Below are 26,831 nucleotides of genomic sequence, written 5' to 3'. Positions count from 1 at the left end.
AGTTATGGAAAATAATAGTCAATGATTATAAATTAGAAAGATTACTATAAGTTATATAGGAAGTAAATATATCTATCAAAGGGCTAAAAAACCCTTTGGTATCTTTTCGAGAAAGATATTATGTGACTAGTCACATGAGCCTGCTGCTGAAGCAGACTCAGCGTCTAGCGTAGCCAAGATGGGCTTCGCCCATTTGGTGTTCTAAAATAGGTTGGCGTTTTCGTCAATCCATTTAAAGTATTCAATAATATCTTTAGTCTCTTCTTTAGTCATATGTTGATTAGGCATTTTAAGATTAAAGTAATCTATCATACCTTTAACATATGGGTCTTCAAATTTGTGCTCAGGGTTCAAGATAAAGTCAGCAACCCATTTCTCACCATCTTCATGTCTTTGTAGTACACCTGTCAAGTCTGGACCTGAAGATACTTTACCTACAACGTGACAACCAGAACATCCACCTTCATCAAAGGCTCTCTCTCCAGCTTGTGCTGCAGAAGATTTTTGAGTAGCGATCTTACTCACTAGTGTATCTTTCGCTCTAATACCAACATCTGCAGTTTTAACCATAAGCTGCCAGATCATGTTTTCAAAGAGGATCGCTTTTTCCATATCACCAGCTGCAACTGCTTCATCAGCAAGTTTTTTCTGTGCTGGAATTTGACCTGCTTGATCAAACGCATCTGTTACAAGATCAGCAACAACTTTGTGCTCATCAAATTTGTTATCTTTCAAGAACTTAACAACAGAGTCAATAACAGCTTGTGTAGCAGTGTTCACAGCTACGGTTTTGTCATACTCAGCTTTTAACTCTTCTGGAGTCATAGTTTTCATTTTAAGTCTTTGTGCAGACACATACTTTTTATTAGGGTCTTTAACCATAAGGTAACCCATCATCTCCAAGTGAAGTGCAGAACAGAATTCTGTACAATAGTAAGGGAAAACACCCTCAATATCAGCAGTAAATTTAATACTTCCAGTTTCACCTGGCTCTAGAGAAGCGTGTACATTATAATGATCCACTGTAAATCCGTGAGTCTCATCTTGTGCTCTCTCGAGGTTTGTTAAGTACATAGTTACTTCATCACCTTTATTTACGGTAATTCTTTCAGGGTTGATGTGAGAACGTACCATCGTAGCATATACACTAACCTTGTTTCCTTCTCTTACAATTCTCTCTTGACCGGCTAAAGTTTTACCAACATGTATCTCGCCTGTTCTTGAGTTCGTACCCATTGGATATCTAACATGCGGGTGTAACTTCTCTACACGTATAGCAACCGCTTGGTGAGGTTCACCTAAAGGAATTGGCATATCATAAAGAAGATCCATTGTTTTACCACGTATATCGATCAACTGGTGATTTTGTGGGTGCAATGGTCCAACATTTTGGAATCTATCGATCGCCAATTTATTCAATGAAATAATATATTTCCCTTGAGGGTCAGCAGATTTACCTTCCATACCACAAAGGTGTCCAACGTTATAGTGAACATTCTCTTTATCAAGTACTTTCAGTGTTTTATAGTTCCATTTTACAATTTGACTATCAACATAAAGTGAAGTATAGATCTCACCATCTACATTAGAGTACTGGTTATGTAAAGGCCCGAGACCCAACTCAACCTGACCATGTAGAGACTCTTTCATATCAAGAATAGGTATACCGTAAGGGTCTTTTCCTACATACTTTTTGGCATCAATCAAAGCTTTGATTTTGCTCCATTTATAAACAGATGCATGTGTATCCAGCTTACCACAAACTGTGATATATTCACCATCTGGAGATACATCAACACCGTGTGGTGATTTTGGCTCAGGAATGAGGAAAAGTGCTTCGTTGGCAATAGATACTTCCATAGGAATAACTCTATGACCATTAATCACTTCTACATTTTTAGGATCTTCAGCAAGTTTAGCTAACTTTTCCCAGTTATATACATGTAAAAAGTCAGTATCAAATCTACTCATACCAGCTTCATTTGGTGGCATACCAACTTCGATACCCCCTGTATACATTTCAGCGTTAAATGAGTTAGTGAAACCCCAACCATGAGAAACACCTTTACCTGCATCAGATAAATCTTGCATATATGGAGGCATCTCAATTGTGAATGAGTCTTTCTCTATAATACGACCGATTTTTGAATCGAATTTCCACATAGTAGAACCACCACGGTAAGTCTCTTTGTAGTCTTCGATCGGGTGGTAGTTGTTATCAAATGGAGCAGCATATTGACACGCTTCAATGATATATTCAGAGTTTTGAGTAAAGAAAGCTCCACCATGAGCTGATTTAAACACTGGATTCACAACAATTTGTGTAGTTTCAAAATCTCCTAAACTAATAACACCAAGTCTTGGATTGGCTTTATCATTAATTACTAACCATTTACCATCATATTTTCCATCAACTTCTGAAAGTGCAGGGTGATGAGTATCTCCCCAATTGATTTCACGACCACGGATATTACCTTGTCTTAAAACCTTTTTACTCTCTTCATCAAATCCATACCCTTGCCAAGGTTCAGGTGTAAATACAGCGATATACTTTAAGATCTTCATCGATGGAACACCATAAACAATCATTTGTCCACTCTGTCCACCAGAACTAAAGACCAAGAACTCATCTCTACCACCAGATGGTAGATATGTTTTCGCTGCACGGATAATATCATTTTCCGTTAAGCCTCTTTCTTTCATTACTTTTTCTAAAGTCCCTGCACCAAAAGCTGTTGAAGCAGCTATTGCAGAACCCAGAATAAGAGATGAAAGTTTATTTAACTTGTAATTCATTTTCTCTCCTCCTTAAAATTTAGAACCGATTTAAGGAAAAATTTTTACCTTAAATCAACACTCGTTTAATGTCAAGATAATAATTTAAACTTATCATTATCATCAATCACTCCTAATTATAACTAAATAAAATGGGGCTTAAGCTTGATTTGCATCAATAATTTAACACTAATTTAACAATTGTATATATTTGATGGTTTTTTAGAGATAGAGAATATTTAGAGTTTTTTATATCGCAGGGTGAAAGAATTCCACCTTTTTAGCATTTAATGGGTGGATACAATCCACCCTACAGAAAGCATACTAAAATTTATATCTTAGATTAGTATACACATATCGTCCCGGCTCATTCATCAGCATAACAGTATCATTTGGACCTGTTGGCATCAAAATCAGATCTTTATAGGTATTTGATACAGCATAGGTACTGTCAAACACATTATCAACACCTACAGTCAGTTCAAAGTTCTGGCCAAATCTCTTTGTTCCTTTAAGGTTGAGGACTGCATAAGCATCCAACGGTTGTTCACCATTTTCCTCATCAATATGTGTCCATTCATCAGAAGCGATCAGTTCAGCTCTAAATGTTAGGCTCTCATCCCAATCATAGTTTGCAGCAGCGTTGAACTTAAATGGTGGTATCTCAGGCATATCTGTTCCGGTTTGTCCCGTAAGAGGATCATCTTTTTCTCCTCTTTGGTATGCCATACCATAATCAAAATAGAGCTCAGCCGTAGCCATATATGTACCACTTAGTTCAAACCCGTAGATCGTTGCATCTACATTTTCATATTGACCTAAAGTTGGATTGGCAGCAAAAACACTGTTATAAGCGATATAGTCATCCAATTTACTATAAAATGCTTTTGCTTTGAATGTTGCATTGTCAAACTTCTTTTCGATCCCGATATCAAACTCATAATTGATGGTAGCTTCTAAAGTATCTGTTCCAACAGGAGTATTCTTCATACTCATCCAATAGAGCTCTTTGGCATCAGGTACTCTTGATGATTTTCCAATACCTGCAAAATATTTTGTATTTGTATCTGCATGATACGTTCCAAAAATATAACCATTCAGTTCATTGTATTCTCTATCTGGTTGTGATATTGGTTTTGGTTTTACTATATTATGACCTGGAGTGATCGTAGTATCGTCATATCTTAGACCAAGATCCAAGACAAATTTATCCATCTTGATCTCATCTTTGAGAAATAAAGCAATATTTTCAGTATCTACATCGTCAATACTGATAGGAACCTTATGGGCATTACCATTCTTATAGTATCCACCATCCCAATTTCTTAAACTGTAGTCAATACCTGCAGTAATAGTATGATTATCAAGATCAAAACTATTTTTGATCTTAGCTCCTTGCATTTTAGTACTTAATGCATGTGTCATTTCATTAGGATTACCAGGATTAGCAGGATCATTAAGAGAAACATTACGATAGACGGTTGACATAGGATGTTCTACTTCTGACTGATAGAATTGCACATAAAGCTCTTTAGAGTATGTACCAAGATCTTTAGCAATATACTCTACATTGAAAATATCAGAATCATCATAAATAGCATCCATTTTAGATGATGGATAAAGTATATTATCACTTCTGTTAGCGGTATAACTCAGTCTTAGCTCTTGATTATCCGTAATATTCCAAAAGAGTTTTGCTAACACAGTCTTTTTATCAAAAGCATCCATATCTTTGTATCTATCTTGATATTGAAAAGCAGGAAGCGCCTTTCCATCATTGATCTCGCGTTGGATCTGACCTGCAAAATCATTACCATCACCATCTTCATACTGCTCACCTGTTTCCGTTGAAGCAGAAAGTAAAAACCTTACATTTTCTGTAATAGCACCACTAACATTTAAAGCAGCTTTTTTGTATCCCCAGCTTCCTATACCAAGATTTACTTCACCTTCAAGTTCGTCAGTTGGTTTGATCGTGTGTATCTTTACATCTGCACTCAATACCCCAAAATCCTCTACATTATAGGGACCTTCATTGATCTCAATATAATCAACATTGTTCGTCAATACATGAGAGATAGGTGGGTCCATTCTGTTTGGACATGCCCCACATACTTTAGTACCATCTATCGTCACATTAATATTGTCTTTTCTTTGTCCTCTTACAAGAATATCATTGGCAATACCTGATCTTCTACTGAGTGAAATACTTGGTGACTGCTTAAAAAGTGCCTCTGCCAAGTCTGCTGACTTAATGTCTTCTCCATGGACATCTTTGATGACCTCTGTATCTACTTTCGCTTCTACGTCTATAGTCCCCAACTCTACTTGTGCTGCTTGCAATGATAGCGCGCATGCCAAAGAGAGGTAGATCCCTGTTTTAATCCTTGTCATTGTAACTCCTCCAAATTATTTTGGACAGTATTACATTTTTTTGTTAATAATCTGTTAATTAATTGAATATAAAACTTATATTTAATATAAATTTTACTTAAGTTGGTAACGTAGTAACAAATTGACACTTGTAGGGAGTGAAAGAGGAACATTTCTAGTACTTATAGGAAAAGCCCTTTTGACCGCATTTCTTGCGGAGTTATGAAATACTTTTGGTCCATGCACAGAGATATGTCCCACATTGCCATTGGCAAGAATGGTAAATCGTACTTTCACTTTACCCTGCATTCCTCTTCTTTTTGCTATTTTAGGATAACTCTTATGCTGATTGATCTTGCGTCTTACCTTCGCAAGAAATAAATTTTTCTTGGCTGAAGCATTCTTTTGTGCGACACCTGTTTGTTTAGCACCTTTGGTTGTTTTTGATGGTGCTCTTTTTTTTACTTTCTTTTTGACCTTCTTTTTCTTTACCACTTTCTTTTTAACTACAAGTTTCTTTTTGATTTCTTCAACCACAGGTTTAGGAATGATCTTTGGTTCTATGGGTTCTGGTATGATCTTTTCTGGAATTGGCTTTTCTTCAACGATAGGTTCAGGCTCAGGTTCTTCTATGATCTCTTCTTCAACGACAGGTTCTTCTTTCTCTATCTCTTCAGGTTCTTCCACAGGAGGTACAACTTCTGGAACACAGGTAGAAAGGGAAAGGTGTATGGTCTGGTCTTGTGGTTTTTGGTCTGCAATAAGATACTGATAGTGTACATAAAAATATGTCCCAGCCAACAGAAGGTAAAAAAATGTTGTACTAAAGAAGGAGATTAGATAACGATGTTTAACCACAACATCCCTTTTGTTTAGATTTTCGAAGTCTAGCAAAAATATGTTAAAAAAATGTTAATTTAAATCAAGGTTTATATATTGAACCCATAAAACATTCCTGATTTATATTCCGTTGATGTTCTCTTGCTAAAATAAAATATATTGTTAAACACCCTAAATAAGGATGAAAATGAAAAAATTTAAATTGTTACTGCTCTTCTTTTTCATTTGTACCTCTGGACTACTGGCAAAAGATTATACGAAGAAGCGTGAAGTCCGTGTTTTCATTGATCAGATGGTTAAAAAATATAAGTTCAGTAGAAGTGAACTCAATAAGCTGTTTAGTCATGCTAGATTTCAAAAAAAAGCATTGGCAATTTACGTACCTTCTCTAAGACCCAAAGTAAAACCCTCAAACAAAGTACGTAAGAAACAGGGTTCATGGGACAGGTATGAAAAGATATTGTTAAAAGAATCAAAGGTAACAAAAGGTGTTTCCTATATGCATAAGCATCGTAATACGCTTTTAAAAGCATATCAAAAATATGGTGTTCAACCTGAATATATCATAGCGATCATTGGTATAGAGAGTCACTATGGTGTGAACAGGGGTAAATTCCCTGTATTTGATACCTTGACAACACTGGCTTTCGAAAAAAATCGAAGAAAACGATTTTACAGATCAGAACTCAAAGAATTTCTCCTGATGACCCGTAGAGAGAAGGTCAATCCAAAAAATGTTATGGGATCGTATGCTGGGGCAATAGGACTGGGACAATTTATGCCAAGCAATTACAAGACATTCGTAGTTGATTTTAATAAAGATGGTAAAAAACAGATGAATCATCCTTCTGATGCTATCGGGAGTATCGCCTACTACCTCAAGCGTCATAACTGGCGTAAAAGAGAGCCTGTAGCCACAAGGGTTACTTACCCAGGGACACGGTATCGTAGTAAAAAAACCGGATATAAACATAAATACAACAGAGCTTCCCTAAAAGGGATCACACCAAAAAACAAATTTAGTTATAAGGATAAAGTGCATCTCATCAAACTAAAACGTACCAGTTATGATGAACTCTGGTATGGAACCAAAAATTTCTACACTATTACCCGGTACAACCACAGTAGCTATTATGCCATGGCTGTTTATCAGCTGGCACAGCGTATCAAAAACAAATATCAAAAAACCTATGGGAAGAATCTAATATAGAGAACTGATCTATTATCTCCTTCCCTTGGCTATACACATGCTCCTGCGTGGGCCTTAATAAATTAATTTGCTCTTACGTTCTCTTCTTTGACTGTCCAGATAAACATAATAGGGATAAACACTAAAGTCATAAAAGTACCTATAATAAGTCCACCTATGGCAACTGCACCCAATGGTGCCAGTCTCTCCAGTCCTATGGCAGCACCTTGTGCTACAGGAAGCATACCTGCGGAGACTGCAATGGCTGTCATAAGTACAGGTCGTGTACGGATCTTAATAGACTCTAACATTGCATCTTTTTTGTTCATGCCTAGCTGTATCTGCTCTATAGCAAAGTGAATGAGCAAGATGGCATTGTTTACAATTACCCCTGAGAGCAACATAAAGCCCATCATTGCCGGCATAGAGGTGTGATATCCTACGGCAAGCATCGTCCATGATGCACCAATGATCGTCAAGGGAATAGAGAAAAGTATCATCAATGATATCTTCACATTGGCAAACATCATGACAAGGGTGAAGAATATAAGTATGACGGCTATACCAATAGCCCCTACCATTCTTCCGGCTGCTGCTTTAAACTGTTTAACATCACCGATCTGTTCCAATTCTACACCCTGGGGAAGTGTTACCTCTTCAAGCTGTTTTTCAAAATTTGCCATAATGTGTGAAATGGCACCTTTTTCTCTGTTCCCATACACTTCAAGCGTATATTCAAGCCCTTCTCTTGTGATACTGCTAGGCTCTTTGGAAAAGTCTAAAGTAGCGATTTTATTTAAAGGGATCTTGCCTTTAGGGGTATCGATAAGCATACTTAAGATCGTATTGAAATCATCTATCTGTTTTTTAGGTAACCACACTCTTACTGTGTAGTCCATACTGTTATCTTTTGCGAAAGTAGCAACAGGAGCTCCTCGTAGGGCTAGCTGCAGTTGTGCCGTTACATCTGAACGCTTGAGTCCATAACGCATCGCTTCAGCTTCATCTATATTGAGATTATAAACTACTTTATCCATATCCCAGGAAATGGAAGTTGAAACAATACCTTGTGTTTTCTGTAAAGCTTTTTCCACCTCTTGTCCTGAGCTTTGCAGTGAATTAAGATCCGAAGAACTCAACTTTGCATCCACACTCGCACGGATACTCGACATTGCTGTTGAACCGGCAGGGGCAATATCTAAATACTTCACATGAGGAATTTTAGCTATCTCTTCACGTAATGCTCTTGAGATCTGCCAAATATCGGCCTCTCTTTTATATCTGTCTACATAGGTAGCAATAACAAAAATATAATCTATCCCGGAACCAGACCCAATACTCAATACACCTGCTTCAGAACCAATACTCCCGGAAATACGGAGAAGCTCACCTTGCTCTTCGATGATCTTATTTACCTTTTGCATGATTGCTTCACTTTTCTCTATAGGAAGGTTCGCATCTGTGGTGATCTTAATATTTACTCCACCTGTGTCCATCGGTGGCATAAGTTCTTGACCAACCACAGGCATGACGACTCTAGCTGAGATCGCAAAAAGTACGAGGAGCACAGCAACCGACACAAAACCTAAAAGTTTAGAGGAAGTAATAGCCTTTACAATAGATGAAAAGAAGCTTTGAGTAATATCATTGGCACGAATAGTAAGCGAGTGAAAGGCATTTTCAACTTTAAGTAAAAGTGGATGTTGGATCGATAAAATATACAATGACAGTAAAGGCACTGCAACAATAGAGATAACATACGAAGCTGACAAAGCCAATAGCAGCGTAGACACAAGTGGTGCAAAAATGGTCTGAGGATAGCCACCTACAAAAAGCATCGGTGAGAGAGCGATCATCGTTGTCACTGTACCCGAGAAATCTGCGAACATGATCTCTTTTGTTCCATCAAAAACAGCTCTGTGTATATCTTTACCCAGCTCCCTGTAGTGCCTCTCTATATTCTCCATCACCACTACTGTGTCATCTAACAACAGACCCAATGCCAAGATAATCGCTGTAAGTGTAATAACATTAAAGTCTATACCGAACAACCTCATCAATGCAATGGTTGAAGCATAGACCAAAGGAATCGTTACAAGTACTACCAGTATCTGGCGGAAACTTGCCAAAAAGAGAAAAACAACGATCGTTGACATGATAATAGCATCCCGAAGGGCCTCAAACATATTTGTCGTACTCTGAACGATCGTCTCTTTTTGGGTGTCACTCACTTCGAAATTGATGTTTGGATATTGTGTTTTAAAGTCAGCAATAACATGCTCTGCTTTATCAATAGTTTGAATGACATCTGCAGAGACAGAACGTTGAATGGATAAAGCGATCGCCGCTTTACCATTCCCATAATATGCAGCAGTATTTTCATAATGTCCAAAATAGACTTCAGCCACATCTGAGAGTTTCACCTCGGGTGTAAGCATCAAGGCTTTTAATCTACCTACTTTGTCTCTTTTACCTTGTGATTTGAGCAGATAACGTTGTTCTTGATTACTTACAAAACCTACAGCATATTCATTATCATTTTTTTGCAGTGTAGCGATGATCTCTCCCAAAGAGAGATGGTAGCTGTCCAACTTATCTTTATCAACAATGATCTGCAACTCTTTTTCATAACCACCAAAGATATCAACATTTGCTATACCTTTGGTTTTTAACAATTTATGTTTAATATCACTGCTGGCAAGGTCACGGATATCTTCCAGTGTAAGTGATGTATCACCTTTAGGAGACATCGCTACTACGAGAACAGGTGCTGTTGCTTCTGTAATTTTGATGATCTGCGGTTCTTTAATATCTTTTGGAAGTTTCGCACGGATCTTAGAAAGAGCATTCGTAACATCATTTACTGCTGTATCGATGTCTTTACTGTATTCAAATTCTGCCCTGATAACCGTAACTTCATCAATGGTATTGGAATAGGCACGTCGTATCTCATCTAAAGCATAAAGTTCCTCTTCAACAGGTACGGCAATATTGCTTGCCATCGTCTTGGCTGATGCTCCAGGCTGAACAATAACCAATGCTACTTCAGGATAGTTGGAGTTTGGAAACAGGTTTCGATGCATCTTATCGTAACCCGTAATGCCGGTCAAAACAAGCAATGCCAGAAAAGCAAGGATAATATGAGGTTTTCTCAGAATCTTCTCTACCAGGGAGTTGGACTCTTTACTCATTTTTTGGCCCCTATGATATTTACTTTATCATATGCAGGTAGTTGTGCCAGCTTTACTTCGCTTGCTTGCGCTATGGGGAGTGCAGGACAAGGAGATATCAGCATACGATTAGAATCTTGCATCCCTACTTTTACTTTCATAGGAGAAAATTTTTCCTCTGCATAGGTCATCACAAAAGTACCCTCTTTTTTATGTAATACTGTATCACTTGGGACAATACATCCCTTGTCCTCTTTTGTCAGTACTTCAATGTTCATACTGCTTCCTACAGGTAAGTCAAGTACAGAAGCCAGTTTAACCTCTGCACTCACCAAACCATTTTGGGAGATCGTATAGATAGATTTAATGCTACCGATCTTTTGATCTTTTGCAAAAACCAATTGCTCTTTTGCAATAGAGGTATTATGAGGCGCATAAGCAAAGACTAATTTCTTCACTCCGCTGCTCATACTGAGAATAGCTTTACCAGATGCTGCCAGATCACCCTCATGAAGGAGTATAGCATCAATCTCTCCATCAAAAGGAGCTACGATCTTTAGGTAAGAGAGTTGATGGGTAAGTTGTTCTATTTTCTGTATAGTGTTTTGGGTAATTGCCTTTTTGGCTTTCATCGCTACTTTTGAGATGTCGAGTTTCTCTTTAGCCAGTCCTCCTACTTTGAAGAGCTTCACATTACGCGTATAAATACTTCTTGCCAATTCCAGATCATTACGCTGTGCTATAAGAGTAGCTTCTGCAGCTTGGATAGTTGACTGTAACTCTGTCTCATCAATCTGCACAAGTACCTCACCCTTCTTCACCTTTTGAGACTCCTCCACAAATACATGTTCCACATATCCAGCCAGTTTAGTAGAGAGATTGATGCTTTTATCTGATCCCACTTGTGCCAAATAAGACTCTCTATTTTGCATTATCCCCTGAGTGGAATTCACTACTGATACACTTACTGATCCAACAGTAGGTAAAGCTTGATTAGCTATTTCTGCTTTTCTGCTCTCCAAAAGTCCTTTACCTTTAATCGCAAGTGCCACTACAGCAATGATCGAAACCAGTCTGATAATAATTTTCTTCTTAGTCACTATTTAACCCCTCTTTTTATATTATTCTTCTTTTCAAAGGGCAAAGCCCCTTAAAAATTCATCTCACTAAAGCTTTACCTGCGGTCAGAAGAAGTCGGCTTGTAGCCTCTTTCTAACAAATAATCCATATAAAATTTCCCTTTTTGATAATTATATTTACTCTCTATCAACTTTGCAGATGCCAAATGTGTTTGACTCTTGGCATAAAGAAGATCGTTGATCGTAGATACACCATTGTGATAACGGACTTTTTCGATCTTTTCACTCTTTTTGGCCAAAGTAAGCTGCTTAACGTTGCTTCGGTAATTTGCGTACTCCTGCTTCATTTTCTCAGATGCTTCGATCAGGGATTTCTTGAGATCCAGAAGCGTCTGCTGCTTGTCAAATTCTGCCTGCATATGTGCGATCTTTGCTTTTTGTGTAGCAGCATCGCTTTTTCCAAAATCATACAGTGTCCATTTCGCATTAAGCCCGATCTGCCAGTTCTTTTCCTTTTCAAACTCTCCACTGTAAAGATTACTTGAATCATTTTCTCCATAGTTGTATCCGTAATAACTACTAAGTGAGACTTGAGGAAGTTTGCTGGACTCACTCTTTTCTATACCCTTGTCTGCCTTTTTAATATTGAGATCGGCAATGGCAACCTTATGTAAAGAAGAAGCTTTATTTAACAATCTGCCTATAGAATAATTTGGTTTTTTAACAGAAACCTTTATGGATTTAATAGATCCTATACGATCCATACCCACAAGACTTGCCAGCGAGGCTTTTGTGATGGCTATATTCCCCTTTAGTACTTCAAGGTAAGATATATTTCCATACAAATCATTCTCAGCTTTTAGCAGGTCTATTTGTGCTTTTTTCCCAAATTTGACCTCATTTGCAATAACATTTTTTAATTTTTTCTGTGAATCTACATGTTTATGTTGCGCAGATGACATTTCCTGAAGTGCTAAAATAGAAAGATAAAGAGAAGCTACATTAAATGCAAGTTGCTCTTTTGTTAATGACAACTTACTCTGTGAAAGTCTTGTAGCAATTGAATCCATCTCTACCTGTCTTGTTTGTGCAAAACCGGTAAATAGCGGTATGGAGTACATCACTCCTGTACTCCATAAGTTCTTTGTGGTTGCGACAGCTTTAGGATCAACAAGTATGGTCACAGGAGTTAAAGGTATCAGGGTTCTAGGAAGATTAAAACGGGTATAACTCCCTACAAGATCAATACTTCCATACTGTGCAGATGTACTCTCTTCTCGATTAGCTTGTGCCAATTCCATTTGTGCCTGACTCTGCTTTACCACGGTACTGTGTTTCATAGCATAATCAATGAGTCCATCCAGAGTGCTGCTAAACAGAGGCATTGTCAATAAAAGTATATAAAAAATACGTATCATGCTGTCTCCTAAATTAAACTCGAAATATGCAATAGGATTACGAAAATAGCGTTTATGCTTATGTTTAGGGTGTTTACAGAAAATTTAAGTTTAACCCAAAGGTTAAGCGATAATTTTCTATGAATGCCCTAGACACAATGATATATGCTAGTTTTGTGATTGCTATTGCATAATTTGAGTTAAGCGTATAGGATACAACACCAATCTGAACGTAAAGTGAATTACTTGGGATTATTTAGGCAAGACCAACTTTTTCTTTACGTCAAAAGTATTTAGGTAACTCTTTATCATTTTTTGTAACATATCATCATCTAAAGTTGTTGCTTCTTTCATAGGAAATTTCAAAAAGAACTGAGGAGGCATGATAGAGTGTTTTTGATCAGGGTTTTTGATATAAGCAAATATTGCCTTTTGCATACGTTCGGAAGTACTATATTTCATAAGGTAACGCCTATAGACCAAAGCACTGGGGATCTGCTGATCTACATGACACTGTAAACACTCTTTTTGTAACTGCTGTTTATCTTCTACGTTTACATCTTGAGCATGTCCCACTATACAAAGCAAAGCAAAAAAGAATATTATTTTTTCCATCTTATCTCAACCTCCGTTCCTTTGTTCAGTTGTGAAGTAATGTGTAAAACAAATCCATAAGAGTTGACAACCTGGTTGACAATATCAAGTCCGATACCAAAGCCACCCTCACTTTTATTTGCACGCTTAAAACGTTTAGAAATATCCTTCAGATCTTTTTGGGCAATACCTATACCTGTGTCTATGATACGTAAAGACTCCTCTGTAAGCTTTACTGTCAAAGTACCATTTTTTTTGTTATATTTTATAGCGTTAGAGAGTAAATTATCTATGAGGCGTACCCCGTCATTTGGATCGATCTCCAATATCTTTTGCGGTATCAATTCCAACCGGACGGTAATTCCTCTACTTTGCAACATTGTGGAGAAATAGACTATTCTTTCCTCTATCAGTTTCGTGATATTGACTGGTTTCACTTCCCGATAATAATCATTGTTAAGATTAAGATAGGTAAGATCTTCATAGATACGGCTCAGTGTTTTAGAAGCGATCTCAATGCGCTGCAACTCTTCACTTTTTTCATGTTTTCCATAGGTCTCTATCATCTCAATATTGGTCAAGATGGTACTAATGGGTGTATTGAGTTCATGTGTTGTATCTTGTATAAAATGGTTCATCTGCTCTATAGAATCACGCATAGGTGCAGTAAAACGTCTTCCTAGGAAATAGCCTAAAGTAGTGAAGAAGAGACCTGCAGCCAGCATAAACCATATTATCTTTTCCTGCAAGGCGCTAATAGGACTTTTATCTATCTCTTTGGAAACCATGAGATAGGCTGCACCTAAATAGTGAGGTTCTATCTTAGTCACATGATACAGTCTTTTTTCATCATTGTAATGATCACTTTGATCTAATGTGGGTCTATTTGCAAAAGTACCAAAAATATACACTTTATCCAGATCAAAAATAGCAGAATCAAAAGTCTTACTTCCTGGATAGATAAGTATATCATCAAAAGTTTTATGCAATAGTCGCAATTTTGATTTAATGTTTTCTGATTGGTATTTAAGCGTTTCTCTTTGCTCATCAAGTAAATGATGTTTGCTTGAAACATAAAATATCCAAGAAGCTAAGGAGAAAAGCAAGAAAGTTGATCCTAGGTAGATCAACAAAAAGCGGACTAAACTTCTCTGTTCACTATTCAACAAACCGATAGCCTATATTTTTGATCGTCTCTATTTTCTCTTTGCCTATCACAGCACGAAGTGTTTTAATGTATGTACGAAGAGATCCTGCACTTGGTTCTTCATCATACTCCCATAGTGTTTCAAATATCTTCTCATACTCTAACAGTTCACTGGGATACTGCAAAAAAAGAGCCAGTAGTTTTAACTCTTTGGTTTTAAGAGAAACCCTTTTGTTTTCCTGTGTCAACAACAATGACCTGGTATCAAAGAACAGACTATTACCCAAGTCTATCTTTTCCTCATAAGTACCATAGGTACGTTTGAGTAAAGATTCTACTCTTACAAGCAACTCTTTAAGAGCAAAAGGTTTACGGATGTAGTCATCACATCCACTGTCAAATCCTTGAGTAACATCCTTTACACTATTGAGTGATGTGATGAAAATAGCAGGTGTATCTTTACCCTCGCTACGAACTGTTTTTAAGAACTCAAAACCATTTAAATGTGGCACTTTTACATCCAAAAGCATCAAATCAATATGTTTTTCATACGTAAGATCCTGTGCCTGTAATCCATCATAGGCACAAAACACCTCGTAGCCTTGAAATGTAAGGAACTGCTTGATGGTATCACTAAGCTGTACATCATCTTCAAGCAGTAAAATAGTTTGTGTCATCTACTTAGTTACCCTGTCCTCTGCCTTGCCCTTTACCTTGTCTGTTTCCCTGTCCCATGCCTCTAAAATCTGCAGGAGGGAAATTATCGAACATCCAACTTGTTATTTTTTCCAGTTCAGCTTCTGTTACATTGCCTTTTTGCGAAGGCATCAAACCAAAACGTTCAATTTTTTGTGGCATACAGATAGCCTTCTCTTTTTTAGGATCCAGTACATAGTCTATCATAAACTTCACAGCCTCATCTTTGTTAGGGTAAGCCATTTTAATATGTCTCATCACACCCATAAGAGCAGGGGCAAGAACTTTAGACATATCTGTAGGTCTTGTTTTGGTATGACATGTGGCACATTTGGCATCGTAAAGTCCTTCGGCAGTCTCAGCTGCCTGCACAGAAGAACTAAAAGCAACGATCGTTCCTAATGTCAATAATGTAATTTTAAATTTCACAATGACCCTTTATTTTTTATTTAGGATATCTCTCTTCAGAGTTACCCTCTATAACCATGATAATATACCAAAGTGAATTAAACATGAACCTTCTCTAAATTTAAGTTTACGCTCGTACCTGACCCTTTTTCAGATTGGATCTGTATCTCTATCCCTTCTTCATCACAATATGCTTTGACCAGAGCCAACCCTATACCCTGACCTTCCTGTTGATTATCACTCTGATAGTAGCGTTCATACACTCTAAGCAATTGTGTCTCATCCATCCCTATACCCTCATCTATGATCATCAATGTATTTTCTTTAAGTGTTACTTTTATAAGTGCTTCTTTTGAAGAGTACTTCATGGCATTCATCAACAGATTATCTATCATTTTTTCAAAACCGATCTTATCTATCTCAATGACCTTTTCCCCAACATCCAAAGAAAATCTGTTTCTTCCAAATGCTTCAAGTGTCTCAATACGTTCTCGCAACAGTGGCTCCAGCAAAAGTCTCTCTTTTTCAATAGGATGTATCTCTTTTTTAATACTGTAAACCAACTCCTTGTAAAGCCTCTCCAGTCTTACAGAAGAAGCCTCTATACGGTTAAGACGCTGCAAAGATTTTTCATTTTCAGTACGTTTTTTAAGCAAAGTAGTATTTGCTTTTATAGTAGAGAGGGGGATATTAAGTTCATGGAGTATCTCTGAACTAAGGTGTGAAAGATTGGCATCAAGCTCTGCCTTGGGTGCAAGCAGATGTGAAGAGATAATGTACCCCCATCCCGCAGCCAATACAAGCACGAGAACACTTCCGATGAGAAAATTTGACTCTGAAAACCCCTCATTTTTCAAAAACCAATACAGGAAACTTAAAAGTACTGCAACACTTGATAGATAACTTAATGCTGCAAGTAAGATCTTTTTTTTATGTCTCAGCATTTCACATCTTTTCATTTAGTGAAAAGCTTGCATCAGGTTTTAACCTAGAAGTTCTTCGCTTACACTGAATTTCACATAAATCATTTAGTGATTTATTGCATTGCGTTTTAACGCTTATAATTCTTGTCATTCTAGTTTGTTATCCATCTATAACCTATACCACGTACATTGGAGATAGTTTCGGGGAAATACTTTTTAAGCTGTGTAATATAGACTCTTAGTGATCCGTCACTTGCATTCTGTCCTGCTGCCCAAAGTCTACTTTTGATCTCATCACTACTCACTACTTCACCATCTGCCTGTACAAGTAAAACCAAAAGTTCAATGGCTTTTTGTGTCACATCAAGTGATTTATCTTCGCAGTAGAGTATCTTGGCCACTGTATCAAGACTGTACTTACCTATATCTACTCTCTCTTTTCTTACCTGACGACGCAGCACAGCTTGCATACGAAGCAACAGTTCATCAAAGTCAATAGGCTTTTTCATATAATCATCTGCCCCTATACTAAAACCTTGGGTCAACGAATCTTTATCATCTCGTGAAGTTAAAAAGATCGCAGGAGTTGTATCTCCACTCCCTCGCAACTTTTCCAAAAGGTCAAAGCCATTTTCATAAGGAAGATTTACATCAAAAAGGTACAGATCAAAAACATGTTTATAGGCCAGTTCAAGTGCAGAGTAAGGATCCAGTGCACAATGTATGGTATGCCCTTCCTCCTCTAAAAAGTCTTCTAAAGTTTCATTAAACAGTTGATCATCTTCCAATACAAGTATACGTGCCAAGATTATTCCTTCTTTAAATAGTATAAAGTTTTAACAATTATTATACCTCAAAATTATTTATCATGTTATAATTTTATTCCATATGCTATACAGAAGGTAAATATTTGAAAACCAAACATTCATTTTTCAAACATAAAGAGGGTCATATCTTAATTTTAGGGCTTACTTTATTGGGCTGTTTTTTCATACTACTACTGCTCTCTGCTCTTTTTTTTCCAAACTATCTCCAATTACTGCTCAGTATTACGGCTACTAATATCATTTTCGGAAGAATCTCAGGGCTTTCTATAGGGATAGCTTCTCAAATGGATACCACCTTACTTATTGCATTCAACATTTTTATCGAATCCATTATGGTACTTATCCTCTACCCACTTTTTGTACTTTCTTGGAATAAGCTTTACCTCATCTCTTACCAACCACTCAATCAATTCCTGGAACGATCGAAAGTGACTGCTCATAAATATAAGCCTATCATTAAACGTTATGGTGTGATCGGCCTTTTTTTATTTGTACTCACGCCTTTTGCCATGACAGGACCGGTAATAGCGAGTTTTGTAGGGTTTTTAATCGGTTTTCGGCATCATGTGACCCTGCTTGTTGTACTTTCCAGTACACTTATCGCTATCATAATATGGTTCTATTTAATTAAGAATTTTGAAGAGATTTTAATCGCATATAGTGACATACTTATGATGGGGTTTCTCATTGCTGCCACTATGATGCTGGTATGGTATCTTCTGAAAAAATATTTTTATAAAAGTACCCTGTAAGTATTTATCTTTTTTTATGTAATTTTGGAAACACTGCAGCCTTCGTGGCTCCGTTTCACTACGACCACTTCGGTTCCGACCCTACAAACGACAAACTATTGTCGTTTGCTTAACGGGTCTCACATAAACATTCCACCATTGACTTTCAATGTTTCACCTGTAATATAAGAAGAGTGGTCAGAAAGTAAAAATGCTACTGCTTCGGCTACCTCTTTAGGCTCACCGAATCTACCCATTGGTATCTTTGCGGTAAAGGCATCTTTTACCTCATCTTTGAGCACATCTGTCATCTCCGTAGCAATGAAACCTGGAGTGATAGTATTGAAACGGATACTTCTAGGTGCTGCTTCTATCGCAAAACTTTTAGTCATTGCTATAGTTCCACCTTTACTTGCAGCGTAATTTGTCTGTCCCGCATTCCCCGTTTCACCTACAATGGAAGCGATATTCACTACTGAACCAAAACGCTTTTTACCCATGACTTTCACAGCTTCGCGACAACCAATAAATGTTGACTTTAGGTTTGCATTGATCACATCCATAAACTCATCTGTCTTCATACGCATTGCAAGTTTATCTTTAGTGATCCCCGCATTGTTAACAAGATATGCAAGCTCACCGTCTGCTTCTACTATCTGCTTCATAGCCCCAACAAATGCCTCTTCATCACTCACATCAAATCCGATCACTTCAGCTTTTCCACCTTCAGCTTCTATAGCTGCTTTTACTGCATTTGCTTCAGCTTCACCGCTACGGTAATTTACCCATACTTTAAGTCCCATACCTGCCAAACCTTTTGCTATCTCTGCACCGATCCCTCTACTTGCACCAGTAACAAGTACATTATTCCCAGAAAATTTCATCTTTAGCCTTTATAATATTTTGAACCCTCTGAATAACCCTAGGCACTCATAATGGGTTTTGCAAATGTAAGATTTTGCAAGAGATTTTTAAAACCTAGCCATAGCTAAGTTGAAGAGAATATCTTGTGAAATATTGCGTTTGCAAAGCCCACCCTACGGGCATCACTAGCTTCCGCCTATGCGTTGTTACGCTTTTTCATCTTAACTACGGCTAGGATTTCAAAAGAGTGCCTAGCCTAGACAAAAGCTAGTAATGTTATGAGTACCTAGGGTTATTCAGAGGGTTCAGTTACAAAATTGTACCATTTTTTTATGGTACAATAGCAGAAAGGACAGATATGGAAAAGAAAATTAAAAGATCAGTAGCTATATTACTTGCACATATCATTAAAATGGACAACAGAGATGTAGAAAAAGAAGCACCTCTTTTTTGTAAACTTATGGGAACAGACTTTGATTGTGATCCAGGAGAAGCAGAAGCATTTTTAAAACATACGATGCAAGAAGAGTACGACCTTGATGAACATCTTGCTATTATCAATGAGGCTTTATGTGATGATAAACTGAGCAAAATGCATCTTCTTGAGCAAGTGAATCATATTATCTATTCAGATACGATCACACCCAAAGACTATGAAGAGTTTGAAAAGATCAAACAAGCACTTTTTTCTTGCTAGATCAGTGGTTCATCCATCTCTTCAGGGATCTCAAGTCCCATCAGTTTTAGCACAGTAGGTGCAACATTATTGAGCCCACACCCCTCTTTTACTTTTGTAACACCATTGGCTAGCACAAAACACCATACTTCACCTACGGTATGATTTGTAAGTATATGCCCTTGCGCATCACACATCTCTTCACAGTTTCCATGGTCAGAAGTAAGGACGATGGCATATTCATCCTCTTTTGCTTTGGCTATGATCAACCCCAGTTCTCTGTCCACAGCATTCACAGCAACACATGCAGCATCATAGTTCCCTGTATGTCCTACCATATCTCCATTGGCAAAATTCACTACGATAAACTCATAATCTTCATCCATCGCCGTTCGCACAGCCTCTCCTACCTCGGGTGCTGACATTTCAGGCTTCATATCATAGGTTTTCACATCCGGGCTGGGGATGAGCACTCGACTCTCACCTACCATAGGCTCTTCTATCCCCCCATTCATAAAGAAAGTGACATGGGCATACTTTTCTGTCTCAGCTGTATGAAGTTGCTTCAAGCCTGCACGGCTTATGACTTCTGCTAAAGTATTTTCAGGTGCTTTTTTTGGAAAAAGTACAGGGTAGGGAAAACTTGCATCATACTGTGTCATTGTTGCGATGTGAAGTGGTATAGACTTGCATGCAAACTCATCAAAATGTGGATCACCCAATGCTGCAGTGATCTCTCTCACTCTGTCTGAACGGAAATTGGTCATAATGACAACATCATCCTCTCTCAAACCTTCATATCCATCAAACGCTACAGGTTCTATAAACTCATCGGTTTCATTTTTTGCATAACTCTCATCGACATATGCTTTAGGGCTAAGGGGTGTACTAGGGTTTGCTTCTGCTGTAGCACGATACCCTTTCTCCACTCTCTCCCAACGATTATCCCTATCCATCGTAAAGAAACGCCCACCTATGGTAGCGATAGAGATATCTTCATCACAAATCTCTTGAATTTGCTCTATATAAGTTTTTGCAGAAGTAGGACTTACATCTCTACCATCAGTGATCAAATGCAAGCAGACTTTTTTCCCTCTGGATTTTGCCAACTTAGCAAATCCAATGGTATGCTTTATATGTGAATGTACACCCCCATCGCTTAGCAACCCTATTAAATGTACACGCTCACTTTTTTCCAGAGTTTCACTTAAAGCCTGATTTTCTTCTATGCTTCTATCTTCAAGTGCCAAAGAGATCTTGACCAGATCTTGATACAAAATACGACCGGATCCTATGGTCATATGTCCCACTTCCGAGTTCCCCATCTGCCCTTCAGGTAACCCGACACTAAGTCCATGGGTAGAGATAAGTGCTCTTGGAGTATTCTCAAAGAGTTTGTCATACGTTGGCTTTGTCGCACCTTTAAAAGCATTACATGTACTATCTGGTTTACAGCCTATGCCGTCAGTGATGATTAAAATGGTTTTTTGAATACTCATTAATTAGCCTTATTGTTTTTGTCATTCTGAAAGCCCATAGGAAATACCCTTGGAGTATAAATCAAGAATGCTGTAAAAGTCTTATATTTTATTGAAATAATAGTAAAATAAACTTTCTTAATTCTTTAATTAAAAAAATTTAATGAAAGTTGCCTATGTTATATGAACTCTCTCAACTCTTAGATATCAACCTTTTTGGATATATCTCTGTACGTGCAGGATTTGCATTTTTTATTGCATTTGCGCTTACGCTATTCATCATGCCCAAATATTTAGCATGGGCTATCTCTAAGAATGCTAATCAACCTATCAGTAAATATGTTCCTGCACATGAAGGGAAAAGACACACGCCCACAATGGGAGGAGCCATCTTTCTTTCCGGTGCACTCATCGCTGCACTGCTGACCGTGGATCTGAGCAATCTTTATATCTGGGGTGGGCTTATCACACTTATTGGATTTGGACTCGTTGGGTTTAAAGATGACATAGGCAAAATTCTTGCAGGTGATAACTTGGAAGGACTGACACCTAAAGGAAAAATGGGGCTTCAAATGCTTGTAGCTATTTTATCTACAGGATTACTGCTCTATGCCGGTTTTCCTACAGAACTCTATGTACCTTTTCTCAAAACACCTCTTTTGGATTTGGGTTATTTTGCTATTCCCTTTTGGATCTTGGTTTTTTTAGCTACCACAAATGCTGTCAATCTTACAGATGGTCTTGATGGCCTGGCTACTGTACCTTCTATTATCGCACTTGTTTCACTTGGTCTTATTGTTTATGTAACAGGACATGCCATTTTCAGTCAATACCTTCTTGTTCCCAATATTAAAGGTGTAGGTGAAGTGTTAATTTTAGCTTCGGCCCTTGCCGGTGGACTTTTGGGATTCCTCTGGTACAATTGCTACCCTGCTGAAATTTTCATGGGAGACACAGGAAGCCTTGCTATCGGTGGTTTCTTGGCTTATCTTGCCATTCTGGGTAAAAGTGAAGTACTACTTATGCTTATAGGCATTATCTTTGTGATAGAAACTGTCTCTGTTATCTTACAGGTAGGAAGTTATAAACTACGTGGAAAGCGAGTCTTCCTTATGGCACCGATCCATCACCACTTTGAACTCAAAAAATGGGCAGAAAATAAGATTATTGTTCGTTTTTGGATGATCTCTTTTATCGCAAATATTCTTGCACTCATTTCATTTAAGTTTAGATAATCATGAAAAACAAACCAACCCTTTTCGGATACGGACTCACCACCAAAGCCATCGCTAAAAAACTGGGTGGAGGATGTACTTTTTTTGATGACAATGTCAAAGAGGCTTATTCTGATGAGGAAGGTAACCATATCTTTCCTTCACATCTTTTTGATCCCCAAAAAAGTCAACTGGAAGTGACTACACCAAGTCTAAAACCAAACCACCCACTTATCAAAAGTGCAAAACATCTTTTGAGTGAATATGATTACTTTGCAAAAGAGATGCCTTTTTCTATTTGGATCTCCGGAACCAATGGAAAGACAACAACAACCCAGATGCTTACACATCTTCTGGAAAAAAGAGGTGCTCTCAGTGGAGGCAACATTGGTACCCCACTGGCAGAGTTAGATACCAAGGCACCTATCTGGGTACTGGAAAGCAGCTCTTTTGCACTACATCATACCCATACAGCTTCACCGGATATTTACCTTTTGCTTCCCATCACCCCGGACCATCTTGACTGGCATGGCACCCCTGAACAGTACGAAGCAGATAAGCTTAAACCTCTACTTACTATGAAAGAGGGTGAGCTTGCACTGGTACCTAAAGGGCTCAACCTTCCAAAGACAAATGCCTATGTCGTAGAGTATGACAGTAATGAATTTGTAGCCGAATATTTTAAACTCGATAGTTCTAAAGTACGGTTTAAAGCAGCCTTTTTACAAGATGCCCTGCTTGCACTTGCAGTAAGCAAAGTACTTTTTGATGAAGCTGACTATGAACTCATGAACACTTTTACCCTTGATGCACACAGGCAGGAAGAGTTGAAAGATGCAAAAGGAAGACTTTGGGTCAACGACTCCAAAGCAACCAATATGGATGCCACGATTCAAGCTCTCAAAGGGTATGCAGACAGACATATTCATCTCATCCTGGGCGGTGATGATAAAGGGGTAGATCTAAGCCCACTTTTTGAGAGTATGAAACCACTTATGCTTACACTATATACTATAGGGGCAAACAATGACAAACTTTTAACCCTTGCCAAACACTATAATATAGACAGTGTAGAGTCACAAAATATAGAAACGGCTATCAAACAGATAGACAGTGTACATACCTTAGAGAGTGTAGCACTCCTCTCACCGGCTGCCGCAAGCTTTGACCAGTTCAAATCTTACAAACACAGAGGTGAGACTTTTATGAAGTTAGTAAGACAGCTAGACTAAACCAATAAAGTAGTAAAAAAATCCCGATTTTTAATTTTTTCCTTTTTACTTTAAGGTTTGGCTGTTATAATTTCATCCACTTACCAGCTAGGTAGGCATGGCTCGATAGCTCAGTCGGTAGAGCAAAGGATTGAAAATCCTTGTGTCGGGGGTTCGATTCCCTCTCGCGCCACCATTACTCTTCACTAAAATCGTCAAAACCTCACAAAAATTAACAAAAACATTAATAAATCATTTACTTTTCTTAAGAAAAAGACACTTATTTATTAAAAAATACCCGATATCCTCTTCATTTTATAAAAATTAACCATCAAAAGTAGCCGTATTTACGGGATTTGACACAAATTATTAACTTATTGTTAACTTTTCATTGATTTACTTGACATTCATAAATATTATGTGCTATACTTACAAACATTAAAAACATTAAGGAGTTTACAATGAAAAAAGCATTATTACTTTCAGTAGTAGCGTCAACAATGATTATGGCTGGTGGAGATATCGCTCCAGTTGAGCCAGTAGTAGAAGCGCCAGTAGAAGTTTCTGGTTGGGATTTCACAGGACAAGCAGTACTTTATTACCAAACAAGAGATGTATGGGGAAATGGTAGCCTTTTTGAGCAAGCTAATCTTGCAGACGGTGGAAACAGAGTTGGTAATTCAATAGCTAACGCTGGTATCCAACTTGGTGCAGTGAATAAAGATCTTTTCTATGGTATCGGAGCTGGCGTTGAGCTTTCTGGTCTTGGAACACTTGGTCTTGAAGAAGAAATAGTAAATGGTACTCCACAATCAGCTGGTGACAAAAACGATGCTGAGATTACTCAAGTATACTTAACTTACGGAATTGGTAACACAAGTCTTAAAGTTGGTCGTCAATTACTTCCAAAATCACTTTCTCCATTTGCTTTCTCTGAAGGTTGGAACGTATTTAAAAACACATTTGAAGCAGCATTGCTTGTAAACACTGACATTTCTGATACTACATTGGTATATGCATTTGTTAAGCGTGCAAACAGCGTTTTCAATCTTAGTAATTGGTCTGAGATCAATGATGATGGTGTTCACATGGGAACTATTCAAAATAAATCAATTGAAAACTTGACTTTGACTGGTACTTGGTACTATGCTCCAGATATGCTTGTTACTGAAGACGTAAATGTACTATGGGCTGATGCTAAATATGGTTTTGGTTCAGAGTACGGACTTGTTCTTGGTCTTCAAGGTGGTGTAGTAATGGGTCCAGACGATCTAGGTATTGCAGGTGTTAATGATACAACAGCATTTGGTGCTAAAATCGGTGGAAACTTCGGTATGTTTGATGCCTCTTTAGCTTACTCTTCAGTAGATGATGGTGCGGTACCTATTCACAACCTTGGAACTGGTGTAAAAACTCCACTTTACACTCAAATGATCTTTAACCAAAACTCTATCAAACTTGATTCTGATACAATCGTTGCAAGAGCTGGTATGAAAGCACTTGGTGGTAAATTTGGTATAGCATATGGTTATTCTGATATCGGTGCAGGAGCATATATGCCAGCAGTAACTGGAAATGTAGCTGGTGAAGGTGAATATTCTGAGCTAGATCTTACATACAAAACTAAAGTATTTAATGATTCTACAACTCTATTCGCTGGATATGTTTATCAAGATGATGACAGAATGGACGACACTCAAAACATGTTACGTTTCTGGGCAAGATATAACTTCTAAGAATCACTTCTTAAAGTTACAATCCATTAGAGTTCAGGCTTTTGCCTGACTCTGATCTCTCTTTTTTAAATCCTTCAAACTTTCTTTATATTTTTTCATACTTATACTTTCACTATTAACTAAGCCATTTTTCTTTGTGTTATAATGATGAAAAAGTTTAAAACCCTAATAAATGAGCATAAATGAGTAAAAAATTACACCTAGTCAGTCTTGGCTGCACTAAAAATCTTGTCGACAGCGAAGTGATGCTGGGACGACTTAAAGAGTATGAGATCACCGATGATAACACTCAGGCAGATGTGATCATTGTCAATACCTGTGGCTTCATTGATGCGGCAAAAGAAGAGAGTATCAACACCGTGCTGAACCTGCATGATGAACGCAAGAAAGATTCTATCCTAGTCATGAGTGGCTGTCTCTCTGAACGCTACAAAGAAGAACTCCAGGCTGACATGCCAGAGATAGACATCTTTACAGGTGTGGGTGATTATGAGAAGATAGATGAACTCATTGCCTCCAAACAAAGTACTTTCTCTCCAGAGGTCTATTTAGCCACTGAAACATCAGGAAGGGTCATCACAGGTTCTAATTATCATGCCTACATCAAGATAGCAGAAGGGTGTAACCAAGCCTGTTCTTTCTGTGCCATCCCCAGCTTTAAAGGGAAACTACACTCACGTTCACTCTCTTCCATTGTTAAAGAAGTAACAAACCTTGTAGCACAGGGCTTTTATGACTTCTCTTTCATCTCACAAGACAGTTCCAGCTATGGCAGAGATATGGAACTCAAGGATGGACTTATAGACCTCATCAAGGTGGTAGAAACCATAGAGGGTGTAAAAAGTGCACGTATCCTCTACCTCTACCCCAGTACGACCACTTTTGAGCTCATCGATGCCATTTCTGACTCTAAAGTCTTTCAAACCTATTATGATATGCCTATCCAACACATCGATGGTATGGTACTTAAAACCATGAAAAGAGGATTTGGAGAAGAGAAGACCATTGAGCTTCTTGAATACATGAAAAGTAAACCAGGTGCATTCCTAAGGACTTCTGTCATAGCAGGACACCCAGGAGAAACACAAGAGAGTTTTGAAAGACTTTGCAACTTTATGGAAACATTCGGCTTTGACAGATTTAACACTTTCCACTACTCCAACGAAGAGACTACCACAGCCTTCAGTATGGATCAGATCGATCAAGAGATCATTGATGAAAGAGCTAATATCTTAGGGGAAATAGCAGAATCATCTACACTCTCTTCACTAGAAAAAATGCTAGCTCAAACAGTCACTATCGTTATAGATGGAGAAAGTGATGAGCATGAGTATCTTTTAAGTGCCAGACCACTGAACTGGGCAGTAGACATCGATGGAGAGATCCTTGTTAATGATACATCTGATCTTCCTATAGAATATGGAAAAACTTATGAAGCAAAAGTAACTGAATTGGTTGGGTCACAATTATTGGCAACCTTAATAAAAATAAATTCATAAAATC

General features: G+C 37.9%; 21 protein-coding genes and 1 tRNA gene. 8 read left to right on the top strand and 14 right to left on the bottom strand.

Annotated features, from left to right (window positions below; translation table 11 throughout):
- Positions 1–201: 201 nt before the first annotated feature.
- The 3 genes from nosZ to ACLHDG_RS01420 form a co-directional block, all read right to left on the bottom strand.
- Positions 202–2,796, bottom strand: coding sequence for a Sec-dependent nitrous-oxide reductase (nosZ, locus tag ACLHDG_RS01430; protein WP_415407213.1), 2,595 nt, complete (start codon positions 2,794–2,796; stop codon positions 202–204).
- A gap of 303 nt (positions 2,797–3,099) precedes the next feature.
- Entirely contained in the window at positions 3,100–5,169 is a 2,070-nt protein-coding gene (locus ACLHDG_RS01425) for a TonB-dependent receptor (protein ID WP_415407212.1), read from the bottom strand.
- A 93-nt stretch (positions 5,170–5,262) separates the two neighbouring features.
- Positions 5,263–6,006: a TonB family protein gene (locus ACLHDG_RS01420; RefSeq protein ID WP_415407211.1), complete on the bottom strand. Its 744-nt coding sequence runs from the start codon at positions 6,004–6,006 to the stop codon at positions 5,263–5,265.
- Between the two features lie 169 nt (positions 6,007–6,175).
- Here ACLHDG_RS01420 and mltB point away from each other — a divergent pair, with 169 nt between their 5' ends.
- On the top strand, positions 6,176–7,198 hold the full coding sequence (gene mltB / locus ACLHDG_RS01415) for a lytic murein transglycosylase B (RefSeq protein WP_415407210.1): 1,023 nt from the start codon (positions 6,176–6,178) through the stop codon (positions 7,196–7,198).
- A 62-nt stretch (positions 7,199–7,260) separates the two neighbouring features.
- Here mltB and ACLHDG_RS01410 read toward each other — a convergent pair whose 3' ends face one another.
- From ACLHDG_RS01410 to ACLHDG_RS01370, 9 genes are all read right to left on the bottom strand, one after another.
- A complete protein-coding gene (locus ACLHDG_RS01410; RefSeq protein ID WP_415407209.1) occupies positions 7,261–10,368 on the bottom strand; it encodes an efflux RND transporter permease subunit in 3,108 nt (1,035 codons plus the stop codon).
- Entirely contained in the window at positions 10,365–11,447 is a 1,083-nt protein-coding gene (locus ACLHDG_RS01405) for an efflux RND transporter periplasmic adaptor subunit (protein WP_415407208.1), read from the bottom strand. The genes ACLHDG_RS01410 and ACLHDG_RS01405 overlap by 4 nt, the downstream gene beginning before the upstream one ends.
- A gap of 74 nt (positions 11,448–11,521) precedes the next feature.
- Positions 11,522–12,844: a TolC family protein gene (locus ACLHDG_RS01400; protein WP_415407207.1), complete on the bottom strand. Its 1,323-nt coding sequence runs from the start codon at positions 12,842–12,844 to the stop codon at positions 11,522–11,524.
- 231 nt (positions 12,845–13,075) lie between these two features.
- A complete protein-coding gene (locus ACLHDG_RS01395) occupies positions 13,076–13,438 on the bottom strand; it encodes a hypothetical protein (protein ID WP_415407206.1) in 363 nt (120 codons plus the stop codon).
- Positions 13,426–14,523, bottom strand: a complete 1,098-nt coding sequence (locus tag ACLHDG_RS01390) for a sensor histidine kinase (RefSeq protein WP_415407205.1) — start codon at positions 14,521–14,523, stop codon at positions 13,426–13,428. The genes ACLHDG_RS01395 and ACLHDG_RS01390 overlap by 13 nt, the downstream gene beginning before the upstream one ends.
- A 52-nt stretch (positions 14,524–14,575) precedes the next feature.
- Positions 14,576–15,241, bottom strand: coding sequence for a response regulator transcription factor (locus ACLHDG_RS01385; RefSeq protein WP_415407204.1), 666 nt, complete (start codon positions 15,239–15,241; stop codon positions 14,576–14,578).
- Between the two features lie 4 nt (positions 15,242–15,245).
- A complete protein-coding gene (locus tag ACLHDG_RS01380; RefSeq protein ID WP_415407203.1) occupies positions 15,246–15,689 on the bottom strand; it encodes a c-type cytochrome in 444 nt (147 codons plus the stop codon).
- 77 nt (positions 15,690–15,766) lie between these two features.
- Positions 15,767–16,612, bottom strand: coding sequence for a sensor histidine kinase (locus ACLHDG_RS01375; protein ID WP_415407202.1), 846 nt, complete (start codon positions 16,610–16,612; stop codon positions 15,767–15,769).
- Between the two features lie 131 nt (positions 16,613–16,743).
- Positions 16,744–17,397, bottom strand: coding sequence for a response regulator transcription factor (locus tag ACLHDG_RS01370; RefSeq protein ID WP_415407201.1), 654 nt, complete (start codon positions 17,395–17,397; stop codon positions 16,744–16,746).
- A gap of 104 nt (positions 17,398–17,501) precedes the next feature.
- On the opposite strand from ACLHDG_RS01370, the gene ACLHDG_RS01365 reads away from it, so the two are divergent.
- On the top strand, positions 17,502–18,170 hold the full coding sequence (locus tag ACLHDG_RS01365; RefSeq protein WP_415407200.1) for a small multi-drug export protein: 669 nt from the start codon (positions 17,502–17,504) through the stop codon (positions 18,168–18,170).
- A gap of 119 nt (positions 18,171–18,289) precedes the next feature.
- Here ACLHDG_RS01365 and fabG read toward each other — a convergent pair whose 3' ends face one another.
- Positions 18,290–19,033 (bottom strand): 3-oxoacyl-ACP reductase FabG, encoded by a 744-nt coding sequence (gene fabG / locus ACLHDG_RS01360; RefSeq protein WP_415407199.1) that lies wholly within the window; start codon positions 19,031–19,033, stop codon positions 18,290–18,292.
- Positions 19,034–19,371: 338 nt separating this feature from the next.
- Between fabG and ACLHDG_RS01355 the strand changes: the two genes are divergently transcribed.
- Positions 19,372–19,710: a hypothetical protein gene (locus tag ACLHDG_RS01355; RefSeq protein ID WP_415407198.1), complete on the top strand. Its 339-nt coding sequence runs from the start codon at positions 19,372–19,374 to the stop codon at positions 19,708–19,710.
- Here ACLHDG_RS01355 and gpmI read toward each other — a convergent pair.
- A complete protein-coding gene (gpmI, locus tag ACLHDG_RS01350; RefSeq protein WP_415407197.1) occupies positions 19,707–21,188 on the bottom strand; it encodes a 2,3-bisphosphoglycerate-independent phosphoglycerate mutase in 1,482 nt (493 codons plus the stop codon). The two genes, ACLHDG_RS01355 and gpmI, sit on opposite strands and share 4 nt — an antisense overlap.
- A gap of 155 nt (positions 21,189–21,343) precedes the next feature.
- Between gpmI and mraY the strand changes: the two genes are divergently transcribed.
- The 5 genes from mraY (at position 21,344) to rimO (ending at position 26,827) form a co-directional block, all read left to right on the top strand.
- The gene (gene mraY / locus ACLHDG_RS01345; RefSeq protein ID WP_415407196.1) at positions 21,344–22,402 is read left to right on the top strand and encodes a phospho-N-acetylmuramoyl-pentapeptide-transferase; all 1,059 of its coding nucleotides are present in this window, start codon (positions 21,344–21,346) and stop codon (positions 22,400–22,402) included.
- 2 nt (positions 22,403–22,404) lie between these two features.
- Complete coding sequence (murD, locus tag ACLHDG_RS01340; protein WP_415407195.1) at positions 22,405–23,613, top strand: UDP-N-acetylmuramoyl-L-alanine--D-glutamate ligase; 1,209 nt, start codon at positions 22,405–22,407, stop codon at positions 23,611–23,613.
- Between the two features lie 99 nt (positions 23,614–23,712).
- Positions 23,713–23,788: transfer RNA gene (locus tag ACLHDG_RS01335), tRNA-Phe, on the top strand.
- Positions 23,789–24,053: 265 nt separating this feature from the next.
- Complete coding sequence (locus tag ACLHDG_RS01330; RefSeq protein WP_415407194.1) at positions 24,054–25,328, top strand: hypothetical protein; 1,275 nt, start codon at positions 24,054–24,056, stop codon at positions 25,326–25,328.
- 182 nt (positions 25,329–25,510) lie between these two features.
- Positions 25,511–26,827 carry a 30S ribosomal protein S12 methylthiotransferase RimO gene (rimO, locus tag ACLHDG_RS01325; RefSeq protein WP_415407193.1) on the top strand — a complete coding sequence of 439 codons (1,317 nt, stop codon included), beginning with the start codon at positions 25,511–25,513 and terminating at the stop codon, positions 26,825–26,827.
- Positions 26,828–26,831: the final 4 nt, after the last annotated feature.

It is taken from the genome of Sulfurovum iocasae, assembly GCF_047716765.1.
Classification (GTDB): Bacteria; Campylobacterota; Campylobacteria; order Campylobacterales; family Sulfurovaceae; genus Sulfurovum.
This window is presented reverse-complemented; position numbering and strand designations above follow the sequence as displayed.